Below are 18,643 nucleotides of genomic sequence, written 5' to 3' on the forward strand. Positions count from 1 at the left end.
TTCATTCCAGTTTGATGTTTTTCTTGGCGATCAGGTCGCCGTAGCGCTTGTTTTCATCGGTGTGAAACTGCGCGAATTGGGCCTGCGTCATGGGCGTCAGATCGGCCCCGATGGCGCCCAGACGGGCTTGGGTTTCGGGCATGGCCAGCACTTTGCTGACCTCGGCGTGCACGCGTTCCTGCACGGCCTTCGGCGTGGACACGGGCATGTAAATGCCATACCAGGCACTCATCTCCACACCCTTCAGGCCGGCCTCGGCCATGGTGGGCACATTGGGCAGCTGCGGATTGCGCTTCGCGCTGGCCACCGCCAGTGGCTTCATGCGCCCGTTCTTGATGTGACCAATCACCGAGGGCATGGTGTCAAAACTCAGTTGCACCTCGCCACTGATCAAATCCACCAGCGCGGGTCCACTGCCGCGGTAAGGGATGTGCGTGATGAAAACACCGGCCTGGTCCTTGAACAACTCGGCGGCAATGTGCTGGGTGCTGCCAGCGCCGCTGGTGGCGTAGTTCAATTTGCCGGGACGGCTCTTGGCCAGCTTGATCAGGGACTGCACGGAATCCACCGGCAGCGCGTTGTTGACCACCAGCACATTGGGCACGGCGCCGACAAACACCACGGGCACCAGGTCCTTGTTATTGTCATAGCCGAGTTTGAGCAGGTGCGGTGCAATCGCATGGGCGGTGGACACGCCCATCACCATGGTATGACCGTCGGTGGACTTGGCGGTCAGGTCGGCGGCCAGTGTGTTGGATGCGCCAGGGCGGTTTTCCGCCAGCACGGGCTGCTTCAGCAACGGGCCGAGCCGATCGGCCACGGCGCGGGCCATGGCGTCGGTGCCACCGCCGGGGGACGAGCCGACCAAAATCCGCACGGGTTTGGTGGGCCATTCCTGCGCACTTGCCATGCCGGAAGCCAAGGCGGACCAGCCCAGGACAATTGCGATTGCCAGAGTTTTCATCGTTGTCTCCGTTGTACCCACGCCGAGAGAGGGTGGGCTTATGGGCTGGATACTAGGTGTCAAATAGATCAACGTAAATTGAATGTTTACTAAGTATTGATATCATTTGGTTATCAATGAACCCGAACGATCCCATCCCTCAACTGCTGAATCGCCTGCGCATGCGGCAGGTTTCGCTGCTCCTGGCCATCGAACAACACGGCACCTTGCGCGGCGCCTCGGAGGCGCTGGGCCTGACCCAGCCCGGTGCCACCAAAATGCTGCACGAACTGGAAGACACCATAGGACACCCGTTGTTTGACCGAGTCGGTCGCGGTCTGCAGATCACCACATCCGGGCAATGCGTGCTCAGCTACTTCCGGGGCATGCGCGGCACCATGGAGGCCCTCAGCCGGGAACTGCAGGAACTCAAACTGGGCAGCGCCGGCAAGTTGTTCATCGGCAGCATCATGGCGGCCTCCCCTTCCCACCTGACCCATGCGCTGATTGAAATCAAGAAGCTGTTTCCGCTGCTGTCCATCGAGATCGTTGTGGGCACCAGCGACCACCTGGTGAAGTTGCTGCAGGAAGGCGCGCTTGACCTGGTGATCGGGCGCACGATTGGCCTGCCGGCCCGGGACTACGACTTTCGGCCGATCGCCGACGAAGCGCTGGCGGTGATCGTGTCGCAGACGCATCCGTTGACGGGCACCAGGTCGGTACCGTTCCAGGCCATGCTGCGATTCCCCTGGATATTGCAGCCCTCGGGCAGCCCGATGCGGGACGTGATGGAGAAGGAGTTCGGCATGCACAACGCCCCCATCCCCAAAGGCCTGATCGAGACAGCCTCGATCCTGACAACGACCAACCTGATTGCGCAGTCCGAGATGATTGCGGTGATTCCGGACTCCGTGGCCTCGCGCTACCAGCGCCACAAACTGCTCACCATCCTGCCGTACACCATCCAGAATTCCCTCGCCGCCTACGGCAGCATCGTGCGCCGGGACCGGCCCCAGAGTCTGGCGACGGCCCGGTTTCTGGCCCTGTTGCATGGCAGTGACGCCGGCTGACTCACGCCTCTCAATCCTGCTGATGACGCGGAGCTCGTCGATGAACAACGGCCTGCGTTTTCATTGAGGATTCGCAACGAAATCGGTGGCCCGAAAGCTATAGTGAAGTCGTACGTTGTGAGGATTGCGAAAGCGAACCGGAGGCGTACGGAGCTGGGGGGTTCAAGTAATTGAGCCAAGTTTTGGTGCTCGGCACCATGACGGATGAGAGCGTCCCCAGACGTGTCAACCTGACGAACTGACCCGGGGTTCTCACCACAACCGCCAGCCCCTGAAAAGGCTGGCGGGTCTGTTTCAAGGCCACGCTTTCATATGCCCGACATTGAGGCCAAGCTCAGGTTCTTGCAAGCATCCGAAAGCTACGGCGGCTCCCATCAAGATCTGGAATGCATTGAGACCCACATGTCGTGGGTTTTTCTGGTGGGCCAGCAAGTTTTCAAACTCAAAAAAGCGGTTTGCTTTCCTTTCCTCGACTTCACCACCCTGCAGGCGCGGGAATTCTATTGCCGGGAAGAAGTGCGGCTAAATGGGCGCATGGCGCCGGGCGTGTATCTCGGCGTGGTGGCGCTGCAGTGGTGCGACGACGCCTTCTCGCTGGTGCCCGACGCGCAACTACCCGCCCCTGGCGAGACCGTCGACTGGCTGGTCTTGATGCGGCGACTGCCGCCCGATCGGATGCTTGACCGATTGATGGCGAGCCAGCAACTGGTGCCGCCGGATATTGAAGCCCTGGTTAATGTGCTGGGCGCATTTTTTCGCTCCGCACCGATCGCATCCGTCAGCGCGGACGACTACCTGGCCCGCTTCCAGTATGAGCAGGCATCAACCCGTGAGGTCTTGCTGCGCCCGCAATTTCAGCTTCGGGATGCAACGCTGGCCATTGAACGCCTTGGCGAAGCCATCAACCAGGGCGCCGATTTGTTACGCGAACGCGCGGCCGGCCAGCATGTGCGGGATGGGCACGGCGATCTGCGTCCGGAACATGTCTGCCTGCTACGGCCGCCCGTGGTGATTGACTGCCTGGAATTCAACGCCCAATTGCGCCAGGTCGACCCGCTTGATGAAATCGCCTATCTGAGCCTGGAATGTGCCATGGCGGGCGCACCATGGATTGGCCCGCAACTCATGTCCGGCATCTCCCACGCACTGAACGACCGCCCTCACCCCGCCTTGCTACACTTTTATACCGCGCACCGTGCCTTGGTGCGCGCCCGGCTGGCGATGGCGCATTTGCTGGACCCACAACCGCGTTTGCCTGAAAAGTGGACGCCGTTGACACAGAGGTACATCGCGCGTGCCCTGGCGGCCAGCGAGGCCTTTAGCGCAGCCATGTCGCATGACTCGCCTTGATGGCCAGTGCAAACAGCCAGGCCGCCGATGCACAAACGAGCTTGCCACGCACCGCACCGGTCGGAGGCAGCCGGAATGCCGGCACGCTGTCCGTCACGATGATTTTCGAAATGCTGTCATCCGCCAGTGCATCCGCCGCCGAACCGATGAAGAGGCCATGCGCGGCACAGGCCACCACCTCGGTCGCCCCCGCCAGGCGTAGCGCGACCGCAGCACGCCGCAGGGTGTCGCCGCTGGCGATGAGGTCGTCAATCAACAACACCGTCATGCCAGACACATCGCCGGCCACCAGCTTGTCACTGCTGACCACGCCCGCACTGCGGCGCTTGTCGACCATGGCAAAGCCGACCGGGCGCTGAAGTGTCTTCTCCAGCGATTCACGCCAGAGTTGGGCACGTTTCACGCCCCCGGGGTCAGGCGAGGCCACCGCCAGCGCGTCCTGGCCAACCAGGTCGGCGACCAGCCGGTCGAAGGCGTGGTGCGCTTCAAGGTGCATGGTCGGGCAACGAAAGGCGTTCTGGAACGCCGCCACGTTGTGGGCCTCCAACACGATCAGCTGCGAGGTGCCGACGGCCTCGAACAACTGGGCCACACAACGCAGCGTGACCGGATCGAATGGTTTGGTCTGCCGGTCTTTGCGGGCGTAGGCGAGATAGGGCACCACCGCCGTGGTGCGCGCCGCGCCGTGCTCGCGCAAGGTGGCAATGAACATCCAGAGCTGCATCAGCTTGTCATGCGGGCTGTTCTGCGGATCGCCGTACAGGCTGTGAATGACGTAAGCATCACTGCCGCGCGGGTCCATCAGTGGCCTGAGCTTGTGCTCACCATCCTCAAAGCCGCGATTCTCATGCGGCGCCAGCGACACCCCCAGATTGGCGGCCAGTCCGCGCGCAAACGTGGCATCGGCGTCCAGCGAAAAAAGCATCATCCCTTGACCCTTTCATGAATGGCCTACAGCCGCCGGCAAGTTTCCCCACGGAGTGCCTGAAAACTCCTCCACGAAGCGCTCCAGCTGTTGCGCCGGCAAATGATCGATGCCCGCCGCCCCGCCCCGTCCATCGCCCCCATAACGGCGACAAAACTCCGCCGCGCCCACCGGCGCATTCACGGGCGCGCGCACGCTGACGAGGTAGTCACCCAAGGCCGTGGCTGTCAGCAAGGCATGGGCAAACTGGGGATGCGCCGCGGCGAGAACGTTGATAAAGCTGCCGGACACGCGCCGGCTCCATGGCGCATCCGGCAGAACGTAGACGCGCACCTGCGCGTTCTGCAAAGACGGGCGCAAGGTTTGCGCCCGTCGCAGATCGCTTTGGCGCCGGTCGTCAAGCTCCTGTCCAATGAATTCGTGTTCCAGAAACATCAGAGGATCCGGATAGCGAACGAGAAGTTCATACAGCTGCGCCGGTGCGATATGTACATCCTCCTCGCTGTCGCCATAGGCGTTGTAGTTGATCGACTCGCCCAAGATTTGCAGGCGCCTGCGGTCGTCAAAAGACAAACCCAATGCCACGGCCAGGCCCTCGGCCACGCCGGTCAGGTTGTCGCCATAAGCGCCGACCACGGCCCACGCCCGAAACCGCCCGCCTAGGTAGTGATCCACCAGCAGACTGGTGCAGGTGTTGCTGGCCACGTCAATATGCGTCTCCAGCAGCGGATGCAGCGGGATGTCGTCCACCTGGTGATGATCGAAGTAGCGCACCGACACACCGTCCTCCAGCAAGCGCAGCAGCGCTGGCCGGTTGCGCCGCAGGGACAGATCGCACACCAGCACATGGTCGCCGCGCCCGGCCTGGACCCGCTCCAGTAGCTCAATGTCGCGTTTCAGTCCGGTGATCAACTGGGCCGCCTGCGGCTCGTGCAAGCGCCACTGCACGACGGAACACAGGCCGTCGGCATCGCCATTGCATACATCGATGTGCATTTTTTATCTCCCCATTCAACTCATGCGCGCAGCACGCATTTTTCATAAAGTCCGAGCATGCGCCCGGCCGGGTCGTACCGGGCCTTGAGCGCCTGATAGTGCGCCAGCCCGTAGGCTTGGGCAAACTCATCCGGTGCGAAGTAGCTGTCCGAGTAGAGGGACTTGATGCCGCCCAGTCGCATCACCTCGCGCTCCACCAGCCGGTTGAAGTGACCCGGCTCGTACGACTGTGTGGTTTCGACTACATCCCAGAAGCCAAAGTTCACATAAAGCGTGTCAGGCGTCAACGGATACAGCGTGAACTCCGCCGCCGGCGCCGGCCCGCGTACCGGGCAAATCCAGACCGGCAGGATGCCGATTTCTCGCAGCAAAAAGGCAAGGAAATCTGAGGCGCTGGCGATCGGAATATCGACATCCTGAATCACGGATTCGGTAAAATGCCCGCGCCAGCGCGCCAGGCGGCGCGTCACGCCCCAGCGCGCGTTCCAGCGCATAACCCGGGTATAAAAGCGTGAATTGAGCCGGCTCCGGCCGAGCAGACGCCGCACCAGCGGCTGCTGCGCATGCAGGTTCTTCGAGCACCAGAACCAGTCCGTGTCCCAGCGCCAGATGTAGTCCTGCACCGTCAGGTAATCAACGCCCCTGTCCAGCAAGGAACGGTAGTAGATGTGCTCGAAACTGTAGTCGCTGAGCCAGGGCGCGGCATCGACAAAGCAGGCACGGTTGATGACCTGCTGTTGCGCGCCGAACACCACGCCATCGACAAAGTCGGCATCACCCTGGCACTGCCCCGCGAGCGCGCTGAAAAATGCGCCTGGCGCGTCAAACGGCAGATGCGCCACCTTGACATAGGGCTTGACCGGCAAGGTGCGCAGGCGCAGGCGCAGCGCATAACCGAGGGTGCCGTAGGAATTGGAAAAGCCGAAGAACAGGTCGCGGTATTCATTGTCTGGCGTGCAGTGCACGACTTGACCGTCGGGCAGCAACACGTCAAGCGCCAGCAATGTGTCGTGAACCAAACCCTGCCGGTGCGAGGTCGCTTCAATGCCGACGCCGGCGGCCGCGCCCCCCACGGTAATGGTCTTGAGCTGCGGCACCACCGCCGGCATGACGCCGTGCGGCAGGGTGTGCGCCACCAGTTCCTCGTACGTCGTCAGGCCTTCCACATCGACCCAGCCGCTGCTCGTGTCGATGTCGAGCACATGGCAAAAAGAACTCAGGTCCAATCGGCGCTTGGGCGCCTCGCGGCGGTCGCGAAACAGGTTGGAACAGCGCTTGCCCAGACCCAGCGGCGCCGCGCTGCCCGCACCACTGGACTGCATCGCGGCGGCCAGTTCGGCCCGGCGACTGGCATGGGCCATTTCATGATGCGTCATACAGATACGCCCGGCTCATCGGGTAGCTGGTCGGGGTGACATGGCCCTTGCTGAAGACGATCTGGAACAAATGGGTGTAGCCCACCGGCGAACGGAACATCTCGGCGCAACCCATCAAGTAGGTCCGCCAGACCCGGTAAAAGCGTTCATCAAAGCGCTGCGGGTCGAGGGCCTGGATGACACCCCATTGCGTCTCAAATCGCCGGGCCCACTCGTCCAGCGTCAAGGCGTAGTGTCGGCGCAGGTTCTCGATGTCAAGCACCTCCAGGCCGCTGCGCTCCATCTCAACAATCACCTCGGACAAGGCCGGAATCCAGCCACCGGGGAATATGTGCTTGCGGATGAAGAGGTCTGTCTCGCGCGGTCCGATATGGCCGATGAAATGCAGCAGGCCCAGTCCGCCGGGCTTCAGGAGGTTGGCGTGCGCCTGCACCACGGCGCCCAGCTGATCGCGCCCAGCGTGTTCGAGCACGCCGATGGAGACCACCTTGTCGTACTGGCCATCGACCGCGCGGAAGTCGGCCTCGCGCACCGAGAGCTGTTCGCCCAGGTCGCGGCGCGTGATCTCGCTGCGCAACCAGTCCACCTGCTCGGTTGCGGTGTTGAGACCGGTCCCGGTGGCACCGAGCGTTTCCCAGGCGCGGAACAGAAAGCCGCCAAAGCCGCAACCGATGTCGACGAAGTTCTCGCCGCGCGCCAGCCGGATCTTGCGGCAGACATGGTCGATCTTGTGCGCCTGCGCCTGTTCCAGCGTTTGCGTGCCTTCAGGCCAGTAAGCGCAGGTGTACATCATCAGCGGATCATCGAGCCAAAGGCGATAGAACTCGGCGCCCAGGCCATAGTGAATGCGGGCATTGGCCTTCGCCTGCGCCCTGCTCTGGTTGGAATGGCGCAGTTCGTGGAGACTGTTCTCGACATTGAGCAAGGCCTTGCCCTGCGTATCCAGGCCACTGAGCATGCCAGCCGCCAGTGCCGCCCCGTAATCGCCCTCGACGTCAACGCTCTGGTCGAAATACGATTCGAGCAGCCCCAGGTGCCCACGCGTGAAGGCCTGCAGCAGCGCGGCGTCGGTGTGGAACAGCACGGTGAACACCGGCTCGCCCAGGCCGGCACGGTAGCAGCCACCATCGGGCAGCTCAATCGCAAATGGCACGCCGGTGCGGGTATGCAAGGAGTCAACAATGTTCTGCAGGAGAAAAAGCATGCGGAGTCCTCCACTTGGGTGCCCATGCCCGGATGCCAACAGAAGGTGAATATGCGGGCTAACTTCGCCCGCATGCGTCACCCGCCTTCCGACAGTCTTTCCCGGGCACGACTGATTTCGCGACCCAGGGTCTTACCGGTTTCCTTCAATGCGTTCAGCATGGTCAAATTTCTCCCGAAATATTGACAGTCGAACCCACTCTAATGACACCGGATAACGGGCGGCTTGATATTTCACAAGCAACACCGAACGGTGTCTACACTTGAGTCGCCGGACGGGATTTGGCCTCAAAGTCCCGCAGATCGCGTCCCCGCGTTTCGACGCAGTACCAGCCCACCAGCCCCAGGGCCAGCAGCACCGGCACCATCACCATCCAGGCGCCGGCCAGCAGCGAAGGGGCCAGCGCCAGCAAGCCGAGCAACTGGGCAATCAGGCCGCCGCCCTTGGTGCAGGCTGCCACCCAACCGGTGGCGCGCCCGCGTATCTTTAACGGATAACTCTCAGCCGCGTAGGGCAAGAGCATGGCGATGATGCCGTTGATGCCGACAATCAGCAGCGCAATACTCCACACCGGGCTCACGCTGGTGCCTGCGGACAGCTCCAGATGGATCACGCCAACGAGACCCAGGGCGCTGACCACAATCGCGCCCATCAAGGCCCCCTTGCTACTCCAGCGGCTGTACAAAAAAGCGGCGACGAACACGGTGGGCAGCGCAATCAAGGCGGACGAGGCCAGCAGTTTGCTGGACAACTCCATCGAATAGCCCTTGGCCACCAGATGAGCAGGCATCCACAGCAGCAGGCCGAAGTTGATCAGCCCCCAGGCCAGCGCCGTGATGCTCAAGGCCCAGGTGGTGCCCGCTATGCGCGGACTGGCCGTTAACACGGTGACAGGCCGCTCGGGCGGTTCCGGCTCATGATCCACCACGTCCTTGGCCACACAGCCAAACCGGCGCAACATCTCGTTGGCTTCGCGCAGGTGGCCCTGTGCCACGAGAAACTTGGGGGACTCCGGAATCAGTCGGTTCAGGAAAATCAGGATCAGACCGGTCGGCAGGTTCAGAAACCAAAGAACTCGCCAACTGAATATTGGCTCCAGCCAGGCTGAAAACCCGCTGGCCGCCAGATAGCCACCCACCGACCCCAGACCGCCCACCAGCACCAGCACCCAACCGCGCTGACGCGACGGCATGGTCTCCGCCAGCAAGGCATAGGTCACGGGGAGCATCCCGCCGGCAGCGGCGCCCATCAGGAAACACATGCCCACGTTCCACCAGAACGAGGGCATGGCACCACAAATAGAGGTGCCAACAAACATCACGGCCGACAGCAAGATGGACGCGCGCCGGCCATACAAATCAGCCAGCAGCCCCCAGACCACCGAGCCAATCACCGTGCCGCACAGCGCTGCAAAAGGCAACCAGGCCACCATGACCGTGGACACGTTGTACTCGGCCTTCATGCCAGGCACGACAAAGCCCAGGCTGGCGGGCTTCATCACGTCAATGATGAGGGCGATGGTCAACACCAGCATCAACAGCCAGTGCGCGCCGCCCAGGGGCGCATCCTCGGGCGCTAGCACGATCACATGGTGATGCTGTCCATCGGACTCCACCGGCTTGCGCGGGCGCAGACCATACATCGCGACCAAGATGCCCACCACGATCAGCACCATGCCCCACCACATGCCATCGTCCATGGGCATGTCGGCCAAGCGAAAGCCCATGTTCCGCCCCATCCAGAACATGGGCAGGTGCAACAACACGCCCGCCGTCACCGCAACACAGCCCACTGAAAAAGCCCAGGGGTGTTGGCGGTCGGCGAGAACAGGAACTGTGGTCATAAGTGCGGCAACCGCTGGGTTGTGAAGCGCTGAATGGTAGCGCCTATTGCTTATCCAGCTTGGGGTCGCTGCCCTCATTGCGCAGGCCAAGGCCGGTTCGCAGTAGCGGAGCCGGCGGGCGCTCGTTAACGCTATCAAATACATAGCTTATTGCGCACATTCCACGCTGGCTAGAGGCCAATATGGCATTTGAAATACCCAGCGCCATCGATCACTCCATCGTAATCTTGTTGGCCTTCACGATGTCGCGGTACAGCGTGGCCTGGGGACCGACGAAGGCGCGCAGTTCACGCCCGTTCAGCGGGGCGACCGTGATGCCGGCTTCCGCCAGTTTCGTGCGCACCTCGGGCTGCGCGATGGCGCCGAGCAGGGCCTTCTCGTAAGCGGCGACGGTCGCGGCCGGCGTTCCCGATTTCACGAACAAACCTTGCCAGAGCGGCAGTGACATGCCGTTGAATCCGTCCTCCTCGCCAATGCGCTTGACGTTCGGCAACTGCGGTACGCGAGCGGTGTCGGACACCGACAGGGCCTTGATCTTGCCTTCCTTGAGAAAGGGCATGGCCGTTGACAGGACCAGCACCGCGCTGTCGACCTGACCGCCGACGAGGTCGTTGGCAATCTGGGCGCCGCCACGGTAGGGCACATGCAGCATCTCGACCTTCGCCTGTTTGTTGATGAGCGACCCGTAGATGTGCTGCATCGTCGCAATGCCCGGGGTTGCGTAGTTGAAACTTTCCTTGCCGCTCTTGCGCAGTGCGCTGACGAGATCTGACAGCGTTGCATAAGGCGAGCTCGCGGGAACGGCGAGGATCATCGGCACCGTGGTCATGCGTCCGACCGGCTCAAGGTCTTTCTCCCAATCCAGCTTGACCCTGGCGTTGACCATGGGCACGACGACGGTGTCGGTGCCGCCCATGTAGATGATGTTGCCGTCCGCCGGCGCATTGAGCACCTTCTGCACGGCGATCATGCCGCTGCCGCCCGCGACGTTCTCGATGATGACCGTGCGCCCCAGGCGCTTGCCCAATTCGGCACCGACGACGCGGGCGACGAAGTCGGCACTGCCACCGGCGGAATAGCCCACCACCAGCGAGATTGGCTTGTCCGATTGCGCATGGCCCATCCCGGGCAGTAGCGCGCCGGCGCTCAGCACGGCCAGCAGTTTCAGCAGTCTGCGCTTCATTGATGACTGCGCGTGTTTCGAGAAGGCCGCCGTCAGGGAGCTTGCTGCGGCAGGCGGGAAGGGGAATGTCTTCAAGGTCGTCTCCAGGTTAGGTTAAGCGTCAACGTTGTGGCGTTGGCGTACGCATTGTATGAATACATTACACATTATTCAAGTAAATGTATTTTCAGCATACACCTCTGACGAACTCACCAATGAAACAAGGAAGAAAATACCCGCAAAATATTGAACATCATTGCGATAACAAATACAATATGTACGATACGCACATCTCACGACACCCAACCCCTGACTGGAGTCACCCCATGAAGATCGGCATGTTCGAATCGTTTATCACCGGCCACTGGTTCAGCAGCGACGCCAAGCGCATCTGGAGCGATGTCGCCACCCTGCAGGCCTGGCTCGCCGTCGAAGCAGCGCTGGCCCGGGCCCAAGCCGAACTGGGCATCATCCCGGCCGACGCGGCCAAAATCATCGCGCAAAATGCTGATGCCAGGCAGTTCGATCTGGAGCGCCTGTCGCGCGACATCGCCTTCGCGCAGCACCCGCTGGTTCCCGTGCTGCACCAGTTCGAAGAACTCTGCGGCGAGCCTGCGGCCGGCTTCATCCACTGGGGGGCCACGACCCAGAACATCTTCGACACCGCCAGTTCCTTGCAGATGTTGGAGACGCACCAACTGTTGGTCGGCCACCTGGACAGGGCCATCGCCGCCTTCGGCCAACTGGCGCTGGCGCACCAGGCCACCGTGATGCCGGGCCGCACGCACGGCCAGCATGCCTTGCCCATGACCTTCGGCTTCAAGCTGGCCGGCTGGATCGACGAACTGGACCGGGATCGCGACCGGCTGCAGCAGCGCCTGGCCTCGTCGTTCGTCGCCTGCCTGGGCGGCGCCATCGGGACGTTCGCGGCGATGGGTGACGCGGGCCGCCGGGTCGAGGCCCGGATGGCCGAACAGCTCGGGCTGCAACCGGCCGGGCTGCCGATGCGCGCCTCGTACGACCGCGTCAGCGACTACATCTCGGCGCTGGGCCTGCTGGCCGGCACGGCGCAAAAGATCGCGCAAGATGTCGTGTTCATGCAGCGCACCGAGATCGGCGAGGTGGCAGAGGCCTTCCACATGGGCAAGGTCGGTAGTTCGACCATGGCGCAAAAGCGCAATCCATCCACCGCGCTGTTGTTGACTAGCCTGGCGCGCATGTTGCGTGCACGGCTGCCGCCAGCGCTCGAAGCCATGGTGCGCATGGACGAAGGTGATTCCTCCGCGACCAACGTGACCGATACGCTGCTGCCGGAAATCGCAATCATCGCGACCTCCATCGCCGAGACCTTGAGCACCTTGGCACAGGGCCTGGTCGTCTACCCCGAGGCGATGCGCCGCAACCTCGATCTGTCAAACGGCCTGATCGCCTCAGAGGCCGTGATGATGCGCCTGACCAAGCTGATGGGGCGACACGAAGCACATCAACTGCTCTACGAGGCGGCCCAGCGCGCCCAATCCGACGGCGTGCCCTTTCTGGCCAGCATCAGCGAGCTTCCGCGGTTTGCCAAACACGAGCTGCCGCAGGATTTGGCGCAGGCGCTGGATGCGAGTGCCTACGTAGGCGAATCGGTGGCGATCACGGTCGAGACGGTCGCGCGCGTGACGGGCTGCTCATGAACCTGCGGCAAGTGCCTCGCCGCTGGTTTTGACCAGCTTGCGAGAGGCCTGCGGCCCATCCGACTTCGGCGGCGCCGCTATCGATTCGCCGGTCCGCGTGGCGACGGGAATCAACCGCACGCCGTAGGGCGTGGATGGCTCGGCCCAGCGTGCCGTGATCGCCTGGTACAGGCACTCGATTTGATCCGCCACGCTGCACCCGATGGTGTCGAAGAAATCGGCGTGCTCGTTCGCGAGATCGGTACGCCCCAACAGCACCACGCTCAGCGCTGCGGGAATGGCCAACCCGATATCCGACAGCAGCCGGCGGACCTTGGCGCCATCCTCGATGCCCCACGCCACCAGCGCCGTGAACGGTGGCCGCCCCGATGCATCCAGGCTGGCCTTGATCATGTCCACCAGCCCGGTTTCGTAATTTTCATCCGGCAGATACGGCACGCTGATCGCCTGCAACTCGACACCTGTCAGGGTGCTTTGCAGGTAGTCGAAGCGCCGCCGCCCCAGCTGGCTGGCCAGGAACGGCTGCGACGTGGTGGCATAGGCAATGCGACGATGGCCTTGTTGCTGCAGGAGCGCGATCGCCGTGGCCAGGGGCTCGCCCCATTCCATGCCGACGGCATCGACGTCCGTGCCGGCGAGCGCCGCACCGTCCACGGCCAGAACCTCGCATTTCTCCCGCAAGGCGGCGAGGACCTCGATGGTGATGGTTTTGAAGGTCGATTGAATCACGCAGGCATCGAAGTTCGGCAAGCCTTTCAAGACCGTGCGCGCATGGTCGGGATCGGTGTAGGAGACCTCCAGCACCCTATGTCCATCGGCGGTGAAGCGTCGCTGCAGGCCTTCCAACAACACGCGGCCGCGCACGATGCTGATCGAGCGACGCAGCAACAGCACGGAGCGCACCGACGACGACCGGGCACCGACACTGATTGAGCCAGCACTGGTGGCGCCGGCGCTGACGATCGCCGGCCCTCCCTCCACCTGGAAATAGGTTCCGCGACCGACCTGCGAGGCGATCAATCCCCGGGCTTTCAGGCTTTGGAAGGCCCGCTGGACCAACATTTGCGAGGCGCCGAAGCGACGCATCAAATCGCGAATCGGCGGCAGGCGATCGCCGGGGCGGGCGTCGCGGGCGAGTTGGTCAAGAAACTGTTCCAGATCGGAGCTTGTATTACGCATATTCATACAATACAACACATTTCAGCGATGTGGATCGCTACATGGCATCAGACACTCGCCATCACCCGCAGAACCTCATCCCGGCCTCATTTTTGCATCGCGTTCAGGGCTGCCGCGTGTTCGGCAGCCCATTCAGCATCCATCGCGGCGACTTTGGCAAAACTGGGCCGCGCGCTCACACGCTTCACATAGTCCGCGATAACCGGGGTTTCCGGCACGATCTTGAACATCGTTCCCCATTGAAGCCCCATGCCCCACAAAAGGTCCGCCGCAGAAAAAGTATGCCCAAGCAGATAGGGCGAGCCAGTTAGCTGATCGACGATAGTGCCAAGCATGGTGTCGAAATCGCCATAAGTCGACATTGACAGCGGTGCCGGCTCGCGCTTCATCGCCCGATCGACCAAAGCGGGTTCGTAGCAGGCTGCGTAATAGACCATCCAGCGCAGATAGGGGCCACGCAGGGGATCGCCAATCGCCGGCGCCAGGCCGGCTTTGGGAAACAGGTCGGCGAGATAAATAAAAATCGCCACCTGTTCGGTGACGAGTTCTCCACGATGCTGGATGGCCGGCACCTTGCCGAGCGGATTGACCGCCAGATAGGCGCCCTGGCGCTGCTCGCCCGCCTTCATGTTGAGCAAGTGCAGTTCGAAGGGAGCGCCGAGCTCTTCAAGCAACATCAGCGTGCCTGACGAGCGGGATTGCGGCGCGTGAAACAAGGTGATGGTTTCGCTATTGATCATGGTGCTGACTCCTTACCAAAGGTTTTTTCCGTCGATGATTTTGACGGGGACTGCCGCGAGATCGAAATCGTCAAGCAAGCGCGCGTTGACCGAGATTATCGGATTATCGAAGTCAGCCACGCCGCTTGAGAAATCCGGGGTCTCGGTATAAGTGGCACATCCGCAAATGGCGCAGTGGTGGTGCTGGCAACTGTAAGAGCGCCATTGGTAGGTACTAACGCGGTCGCGCGCGGTCGTGAGTTTGAATTGGTTCGGTCGATAGTAGGCGTGAAGAGCCCCACGCTTCGAACAGAACGAGCAGGTGCAGTGGGTAACGCTGGCGGGCGCCTCACTGACCTCGAATTGTGTCGCCTTGCAATGGCAGCTTCCCTTGATGCTCATGGCTTTGTCCTCTCAATGGATGTGGTGTACGAGAAAATTTCAAGCTCAAGCCTAACAAGCCATACCTGTCAATTCATGTCAGGTTTGTTTAAAATTTGCAAATGCGCGCGAGTCGGCTTCCCTCCATCCTCACGATTCTTCAGGCACGCGGGCGGTCTTGCCACAACAGGCCGCCCAGCGTGCAGGCGTAGGCGGATTCCTACAACCGCGTCAGCACAGTCCGATTGACGGAAGTCCCCGCGACGAGGACGATTGGAGTCTTCTCATTGCAAGGAGACCGAGATGCAGAACCCAAGCTCGACCCTGGTCGACCTCGAAACGAAGTTTTGGCAGTCGATGGTGGACCAGGAGACCGACGTGACGCTGGACCTGCTCTGCGAGCCGGCGCTCATGGTCAGCGCGCACGGCGCGATGAAATTCGACCATGCGGGCTACCGCAAAATGGCTGACCACGGCTCCATGGTCGTCAACTCGTTCGAACTCAACGACATGGAGATCATATTTCCAAACGACTCGACGGCGATCCTTTCCTACCGCGTCAGGCAGGGTGTCGCGCCGCGCGGCAAGGGCGCGACCACTGAACAGGAAATGAACGACACCTCGACCTGGGTCAAGACCGAGCACGGCTGGCGCTGTGCCATGCACACGGAGACGCCGATCAATGCTCACTGAGCATCTTCAACTTTTCAGGAGAAACGAAATGGTCAGCAAGAACACGATCTGCCTCTGGTACGACGGCACCGCCCTCGATGCCGCAAAGTTCTATGCCGAGACATTCCCCGACAGCGCGGTGGGCGCCATCCACCGCGCGCCGGGCGACTATCCCGACGGCAAGCAAGGCGATATCCTCACGGTCGAGTTCACCGTGGCCGGCATCCCCTGCATCGGGCTGAATGGCGGCCCACACTTCAAGCACAGCGAGGCGTTCTCGTTTCAGATCGCGACCGACGACCAAGCCGAAACCGACCGCTTGTGGAACGCGATCATCAAAAATGGCGGACAGGAAAGCGAGTGCGGCTGGTGCAAGGACCGGTGGGGCCTGTCGTGGCAGATCACCCCCCGCGCCCTCACTGCGGCGGTGTTCGATGCCGATCCCGCGGTGGCCAAGCGCGCGTTCGAAGCGATGATGACGATGGGAAAGATCGACATCGCAGCGATAGAGGCGGCGCGGGCGAGCTGACGCCTCAGGTTGAACCAAACGTTTCCCGCAGGGCTCGGGAATCTTGGTGGCTCCGACACTTGAGTCAATGTCGGGACTGGAGCGAGCATTTCGGGTAGCCCTATGTCGGCAGCCAGTCTGCTGGAGACTGGCGACCTTCTCCAAAGCTGACCGCCAAAGTTGAAAGCCAGCAATGAAGCGCGGCATATTTCGGTTGTGCAGCGATTGCTGACCGCCGCGACCGGCAGGGTCCTGGAAGGTCATTTGCAATTGCTGGGCGTGGACTTTTCGTCATCCACCACGACCTCAAATACCCCGTCAACTATGCACCCATGGACGTGCACATGCCCATTCAGGCTGACGCAGAATCGTTGGATGAAAACCACTGCGCCGATGGGCAGGGCTGCCTTACCCATCTGGGTCGCACCAGGGCCGTGTGCCTGCAGGCTTTGCGCAATGGCTCGTAGGAAGATGCGCAGCACCATGTTCAGCCCAGCCCCGTCGCGTTGCATAATGCGCCGGGTGCTTCAGAACGGACAGACCCCACGGCCCTTGCAGACGAAGGCGACAAAGTAGTCGTGACGCCAGGGCGGCACCCGCCACCACGTACAGCGCAGCAAGCTGCGGTGACATAGCGTGGTGGTTGATGGCAGTAGCCAACCAGCTTTCAAATTACCACACGCGGAAGACCTCGCCGGTGCCAGCACCATCCACACTGCGGGCATAGGCCAAGGCCACGCGGGCAGCGGGCACGGATTCAAACCCAATGAAATACGGGCCGTAGACCGGCAAGGATTCGGTCAGCACAGTCGGACTCACCACGTTGATGCGCTGGCCACGACCCAACTCGATGGCCGCACCCATAGCAAAGCCTTCCAGCGCGCGGTTCACCGCCGAAGCGTTGACGATCTGGCGTATGAATGCGTCAACGGCAATGCCACTGGTAAGGGTGAACGAGCCACCGTCGTTCAAGTACTTTTGGCCCTGCAAGACCAACTCCACCTGACCCATGAGCTTGCTGTTGAGGCCAAGGCGAAACTGCTCGCCCGTCATCTCGGTCAGCGGACCGAAATGAATGTCCCCCACGGCGGCCACCACCGCGTCCACAGGCCCCACTTTCTTAAACAAGGCCGCAATGCTCCCAGGCTGGGTGATGTCCACCGGATGAGTGGCGCTGCTGCGACTAGCCTGAATGACTTCGTGACGCGGCGACAACTCTTTGACGACGGCCTGACCAATGGTGCCGCTGGCACCGACTACGAGAACTTTCATTTTGTTTTCCTTCAATTGATGTATGCCGAGAGGGCATGAAGGGATTGTTTATTGCAATCTATAAGAGATAAATAGGTATACATTTACTTCATATAGAACCAATAGTTTTTAATGGAGCGATGCCCAGCGTGGACAGATTGCAAAGCATGGCGGTATTCGTGGCCACCGTGGACCGCGGCAGCCTGAGCGCCGCCGCCGAGGTGTTCAACATCTCACCACCCATGGCGGGTAAGCACATACGGCAGTTAGAAGAGCGCCTGGGCGCACGCCTGCTTACCCGCACCACACGGCGCCAAAGCTTGACCGAAATGGGGCGCGTGTATCTGGAGCAGTGTCGCCAGATTCTGGAGCAGGTGCAGGCCGCCGAGTCGGGGGCTGCACAGTTGCGCAGCAACGCCAAGGGCCTGTTGCGCATCAACGCCCCTGTGTCTTTTGGCACGGTCATGCTGGCATCGGCTCTAACGCGCTTTTTGGAGCAACAGCCCGAGGTTCAGGTAGAACTGATTCTGAACGACCGGGTCGTCAACATCGTGGACGAAGGCTTTGATGTGGCGTTTCGCATCGGTGTGCTGACGGACTCCGGCTTGGTGGCCCGTCGCCTCAAGGACTATGGCGTGATGATTTGTGCCGCGCCCAGTTATTTGCACCGCTACGGCACGCCGCAACATCCCGATGAGTTGAGCGAACACCAATGCTTGGGTTTCACACACTGGTCCAAGAAGGGCGGCTGGGCTCTAGGCCGCAACGAGGCCCCGGCACGTGGCTGGCCGGTGAGTCGTTTCCAATCCAACAACAGCCTGGCCCTGCGCATGGCTGCGCTCGAAGGCTTTGGCATCGTGATGCAGCACTCCGTGATGCTGGCCGGTGACGTAGCAGAAGGGCGCCTGGTGGAACTACTGCCCAACTATTGCCCGCCACCGCGCCAGGTGCACCTGGTCTACCCGAGGGACAGGCAGCCCATGCCCAAGCTCAGCCGCTTCATTGAGTTTGTATTGGCCGAGTTTGGGCCCGCTCCGGCGGGCCATACTTGAGCTGAAGTGTTGCAACCCGCGCACCAAAAGCCAGCTTTGGAGCGAGCAGCTTCTTTGCGCGAAAGTCAGCAACCAGTCTTCAAGCGACTTTCACAATCGCTGGAAGCTGACCGTCAAAATTGAAAGTCAGGTATGGAGCGAATCCTGGACCCGGAACGCAGCGTAAAAAGTCGCTCACAACAGGCTGCTTTTCGGCAGCTCAGTTCGGCTCCATTCAACAGTCAGTCGTAACCGCTGACAACAAGGTATAGCCGTCGTTCCAGACGATAGCGCTCTGGCAAGTTGGCCATTGCTGCCGTTGGCAGACCAACCCCGATTTATCGGTAAGGCATT

General features: G+C 61.6%; 17 protein-coding genes and 1 pseudogene. 6 read left to right on the forward strand and 12 right to left on the reverse strand.

All coding sequences use genetic code 11. From position 1 onward, the window contains the following. Position 1 precedes the first annotated feature (1 nt). Positions 2-964, reverse strand: a complete 963-nt coding sequence (locus C5P05_RS04595) for a Bug family tripartite tricarboxylate transporter substrate binding protein (protein WP_114968679.1) — start codon at positions 962-964, stop codon at positions 2-4. Positions 965-1,080: 116 nt separating this feature from the next. On the opposite strand from C5P05_RS04595, the gene C5P05_RS04600 reads away from it, so the two are divergent. Continuing rightward, positions 1,081-2,013 (forward strand): LysR family transcriptional regulator, encoded by a 933-nt coding sequence (locus C5P05_RS04600; protein ID WP_114968680.1) that lies wholly within the window; start codon positions 1,081-1,083, stop codon positions 2,011-2,013. Positions 2,014-2,415: 402 nt separating this feature from the next. After that, entirely contained in the window at positions 2,416-3,363 is a 948-nt protein-coding gene (locus C5P05_RS04605) for a hypothetical protein (RefSeq protein ID WP_114968699.1), read from the forward strand. Here the strand turns inward: C5P05_RS04605 and C5P05_RS04610 are convergent. The 6 genes from C5P05_RS04610 to C5P05_RS04635 all read right to left on the reverse strand — a co-directional run bounded on the left by C5P05_RS04610 (position 3,332) and on the right by C5P05_RS04635 (position 10,965). Then, on the reverse strand, positions 3,332-4,291 hold the full coding sequence (locus C5P05_RS04610; protein ID WP_114968681.1) for a ribose-phosphate diphosphokinase: 960 nt from the start codon (positions 4,289-4,291) through the stop codon (positions 3,332-3,334). The genes C5P05_RS04605 and C5P05_RS04610 overlap by 32 nt on opposite strands. Positions 4,292-4,303: 12 nt before the next feature. Beyond that, a complete protein-coding gene (locus C5P05_RS04615; RefSeq protein WP_114968682.1) occupies positions 4,304-5,284 on the reverse strand; it encodes a hypothetical protein in 981 nt (326 codons plus the stop codon). A 20-nt stretch (positions 5,285-5,304) separates the two neighbouring features. Continuing rightward, positions 5,305-6,660, reverse strand: coding sequence for an FAD-binding oxidoreductase (locus tag C5P05_RS04620; RefSeq protein WP_114968683.1), 1,356 nt, complete (start codon positions 6,658-6,660; stop codon positions 5,305-5,307). Further along, positions 6,647-7,864, reverse strand: a complete 1,218-nt coding sequence (locus C5P05_RS04625) for an SAM-dependent methyltransferase (RefSeq protein ID WP_114968684.1) — start codon at positions 7,862-7,864, stop codon at positions 6,647-6,649. Before C5P05_RS04625 ends, C5P05_RS04620 begins: the two co-directional genes overlap by 14 nt. A gap of 256 nt (positions 7,865-8,120) precedes the next feature. Next, positions 8,121-9,707, reverse strand: coding sequence for an MFS transporter (locus tag C5P05_RS04630; protein WP_114968685.1), 1,587 nt, complete (start codon positions 9,705-9,707; stop codon positions 8,121-8,123). A gap of 211 nt (positions 9,708-9,918) precedes the next feature. Beyond that, complete coding sequence (locus tag C5P05_RS04635) at positions 9,919-10,965, reverse strand: Bug family tripartite tricarboxylate transporter substrate binding protein (protein WP_232834344.1); 1,047 nt, start codon at positions 10,963-10,965, stop codon at positions 9,919-9,921. Positions 10,966-11,195: 230 nt separating this feature from the next. Here C5P05_RS04635 and C5P05_RS04640 point away from each other — a divergent pair, with 230 nt between their 5' ends. After that, entirely contained in the window at positions 11,196-12,548 is a 1,353-nt protein-coding gene (locus C5P05_RS04640) for a class-II fumarase/aspartase family protein (RefSeq protein WP_114968687.1), read from the forward strand. On the opposite strand, the gene C5P05_RS04645 is transcribed toward C5P05_RS04640, so the two are convergent. The 3 genes from C5P05_RS04645 to C5P05_RS04655 all read right to left on the reverse strand — a co-directional run bounded on the left by C5P05_RS04645 (position 12,543) and on the right by C5P05_RS04655 (position 14,848). Further along, positions 12,543-13,733: a GntR family transcriptional regulator gene (locus C5P05_RS04645; RefSeq protein WP_114968688.1), complete on the reverse strand. Its 1,191-nt coding sequence runs from the start codon at positions 13,731-13,733 to the stop codon at positions 12,543-12,545. The two genes, C5P05_RS04640 and C5P05_RS04645, sit on opposite strands and share 6 nt — an antisense overlap. An 80-nt stretch (positions 13,734-13,813) precedes the next feature. Then, on the reverse strand, positions 13,814-14,467 hold the full coding sequence (locus C5P05_RS04650) for a glutathione S-transferase family protein (RefSeq protein WP_114968689.1): 654 nt from the start codon (positions 14,465-14,467) through the stop codon (positions 13,814-13,816). Positions 14,468-14,479: 12 nt separating this feature from the next. Beyond that, on the reverse strand, positions 14,480-14,848 hold the full coding sequence (locus tag C5P05_RS04655; protein WP_114968690.1) for a GFA family protein: 369 nt from the start codon (positions 14,846-14,848) through the stop codon (positions 14,480-14,482). 282 nt (positions 14,849-15,130) lie between these two features. Here C5P05_RS04655 and C5P05_RS04660 point away from each other — a divergent pair, with 282 nt between their 5' ends. Together C5P05_RS04660 and C5P05_RS04665 are read left to right on the forward strand one after the other, a co-directional pair. Next, a complete protein-coding gene (locus C5P05_RS04660) occupies positions 15,131-15,520 on the forward strand; it encodes a nuclear transport factor 2 family protein (RefSeq protein WP_114968691.1) in 390 nt (129 codons plus the stop codon). 28 nt (positions 15,521-15,548) lie between these two features. Beyond that, positions 15,549-16,028, forward strand: a complete 480-nt coding sequence (locus tag C5P05_RS04665; protein WP_114968692.1) for a VOC family protein — start codon at positions 15,549-15,551, stop codon at positions 16,026-16,028. Positions 16,029-16,282: 254 nt separating this feature from the next. On the opposite strand, the pseudogene C5P05_RS04670 reads toward C5P05_RS04665, so the two are convergent. Together C5P05_RS04670 and C5P05_RS04675 are read right to left on the reverse strand one after the other, a co-directional pair. Beyond that, positions 16,283-16,588, reverse strand: a pseudogene (locus C5P05_RS04670) (transposase); the annotation flags it as partial. A 91-nt stretch (positions 16,589-16,679) separates the two neighbouring features. After that, positions 16,680-17,279, reverse strand: a complete 600-nt coding sequence (locus C5P05_RS04675; protein WP_114968693.1) for a short chain dehydrogenase — start codon at positions 17,277-17,279, stop codon at positions 16,680-16,682. A 128-nt stretch (positions 17,280-17,407) separates the two neighbouring features. Between C5P05_RS04675 and C5P05_RS04680 the strand changes: the two genes are divergently transcribed. Further along, complete coding sequence (locus tag C5P05_RS04680; protein WP_114968700.1) at positions 17,408-18,310, forward strand: LysR family transcriptional regulator; 903 nt, start codon at positions 17,408-17,410, stop codon at positions 18,308-18,310. The last annotated feature ends 333 nt before the right edge of the window (positions 18,311-18,643 follow it).

The organism is Rhodoferax ferrireducens (assembly GCF_003347515.1).
In the GTDB taxonomy this organism is placed as follows: Bacteria; Pseudomonadota; Gammaproteobacteria; order Burkholderiales; family Burkholderiaceae_C; genus Rhodoferax.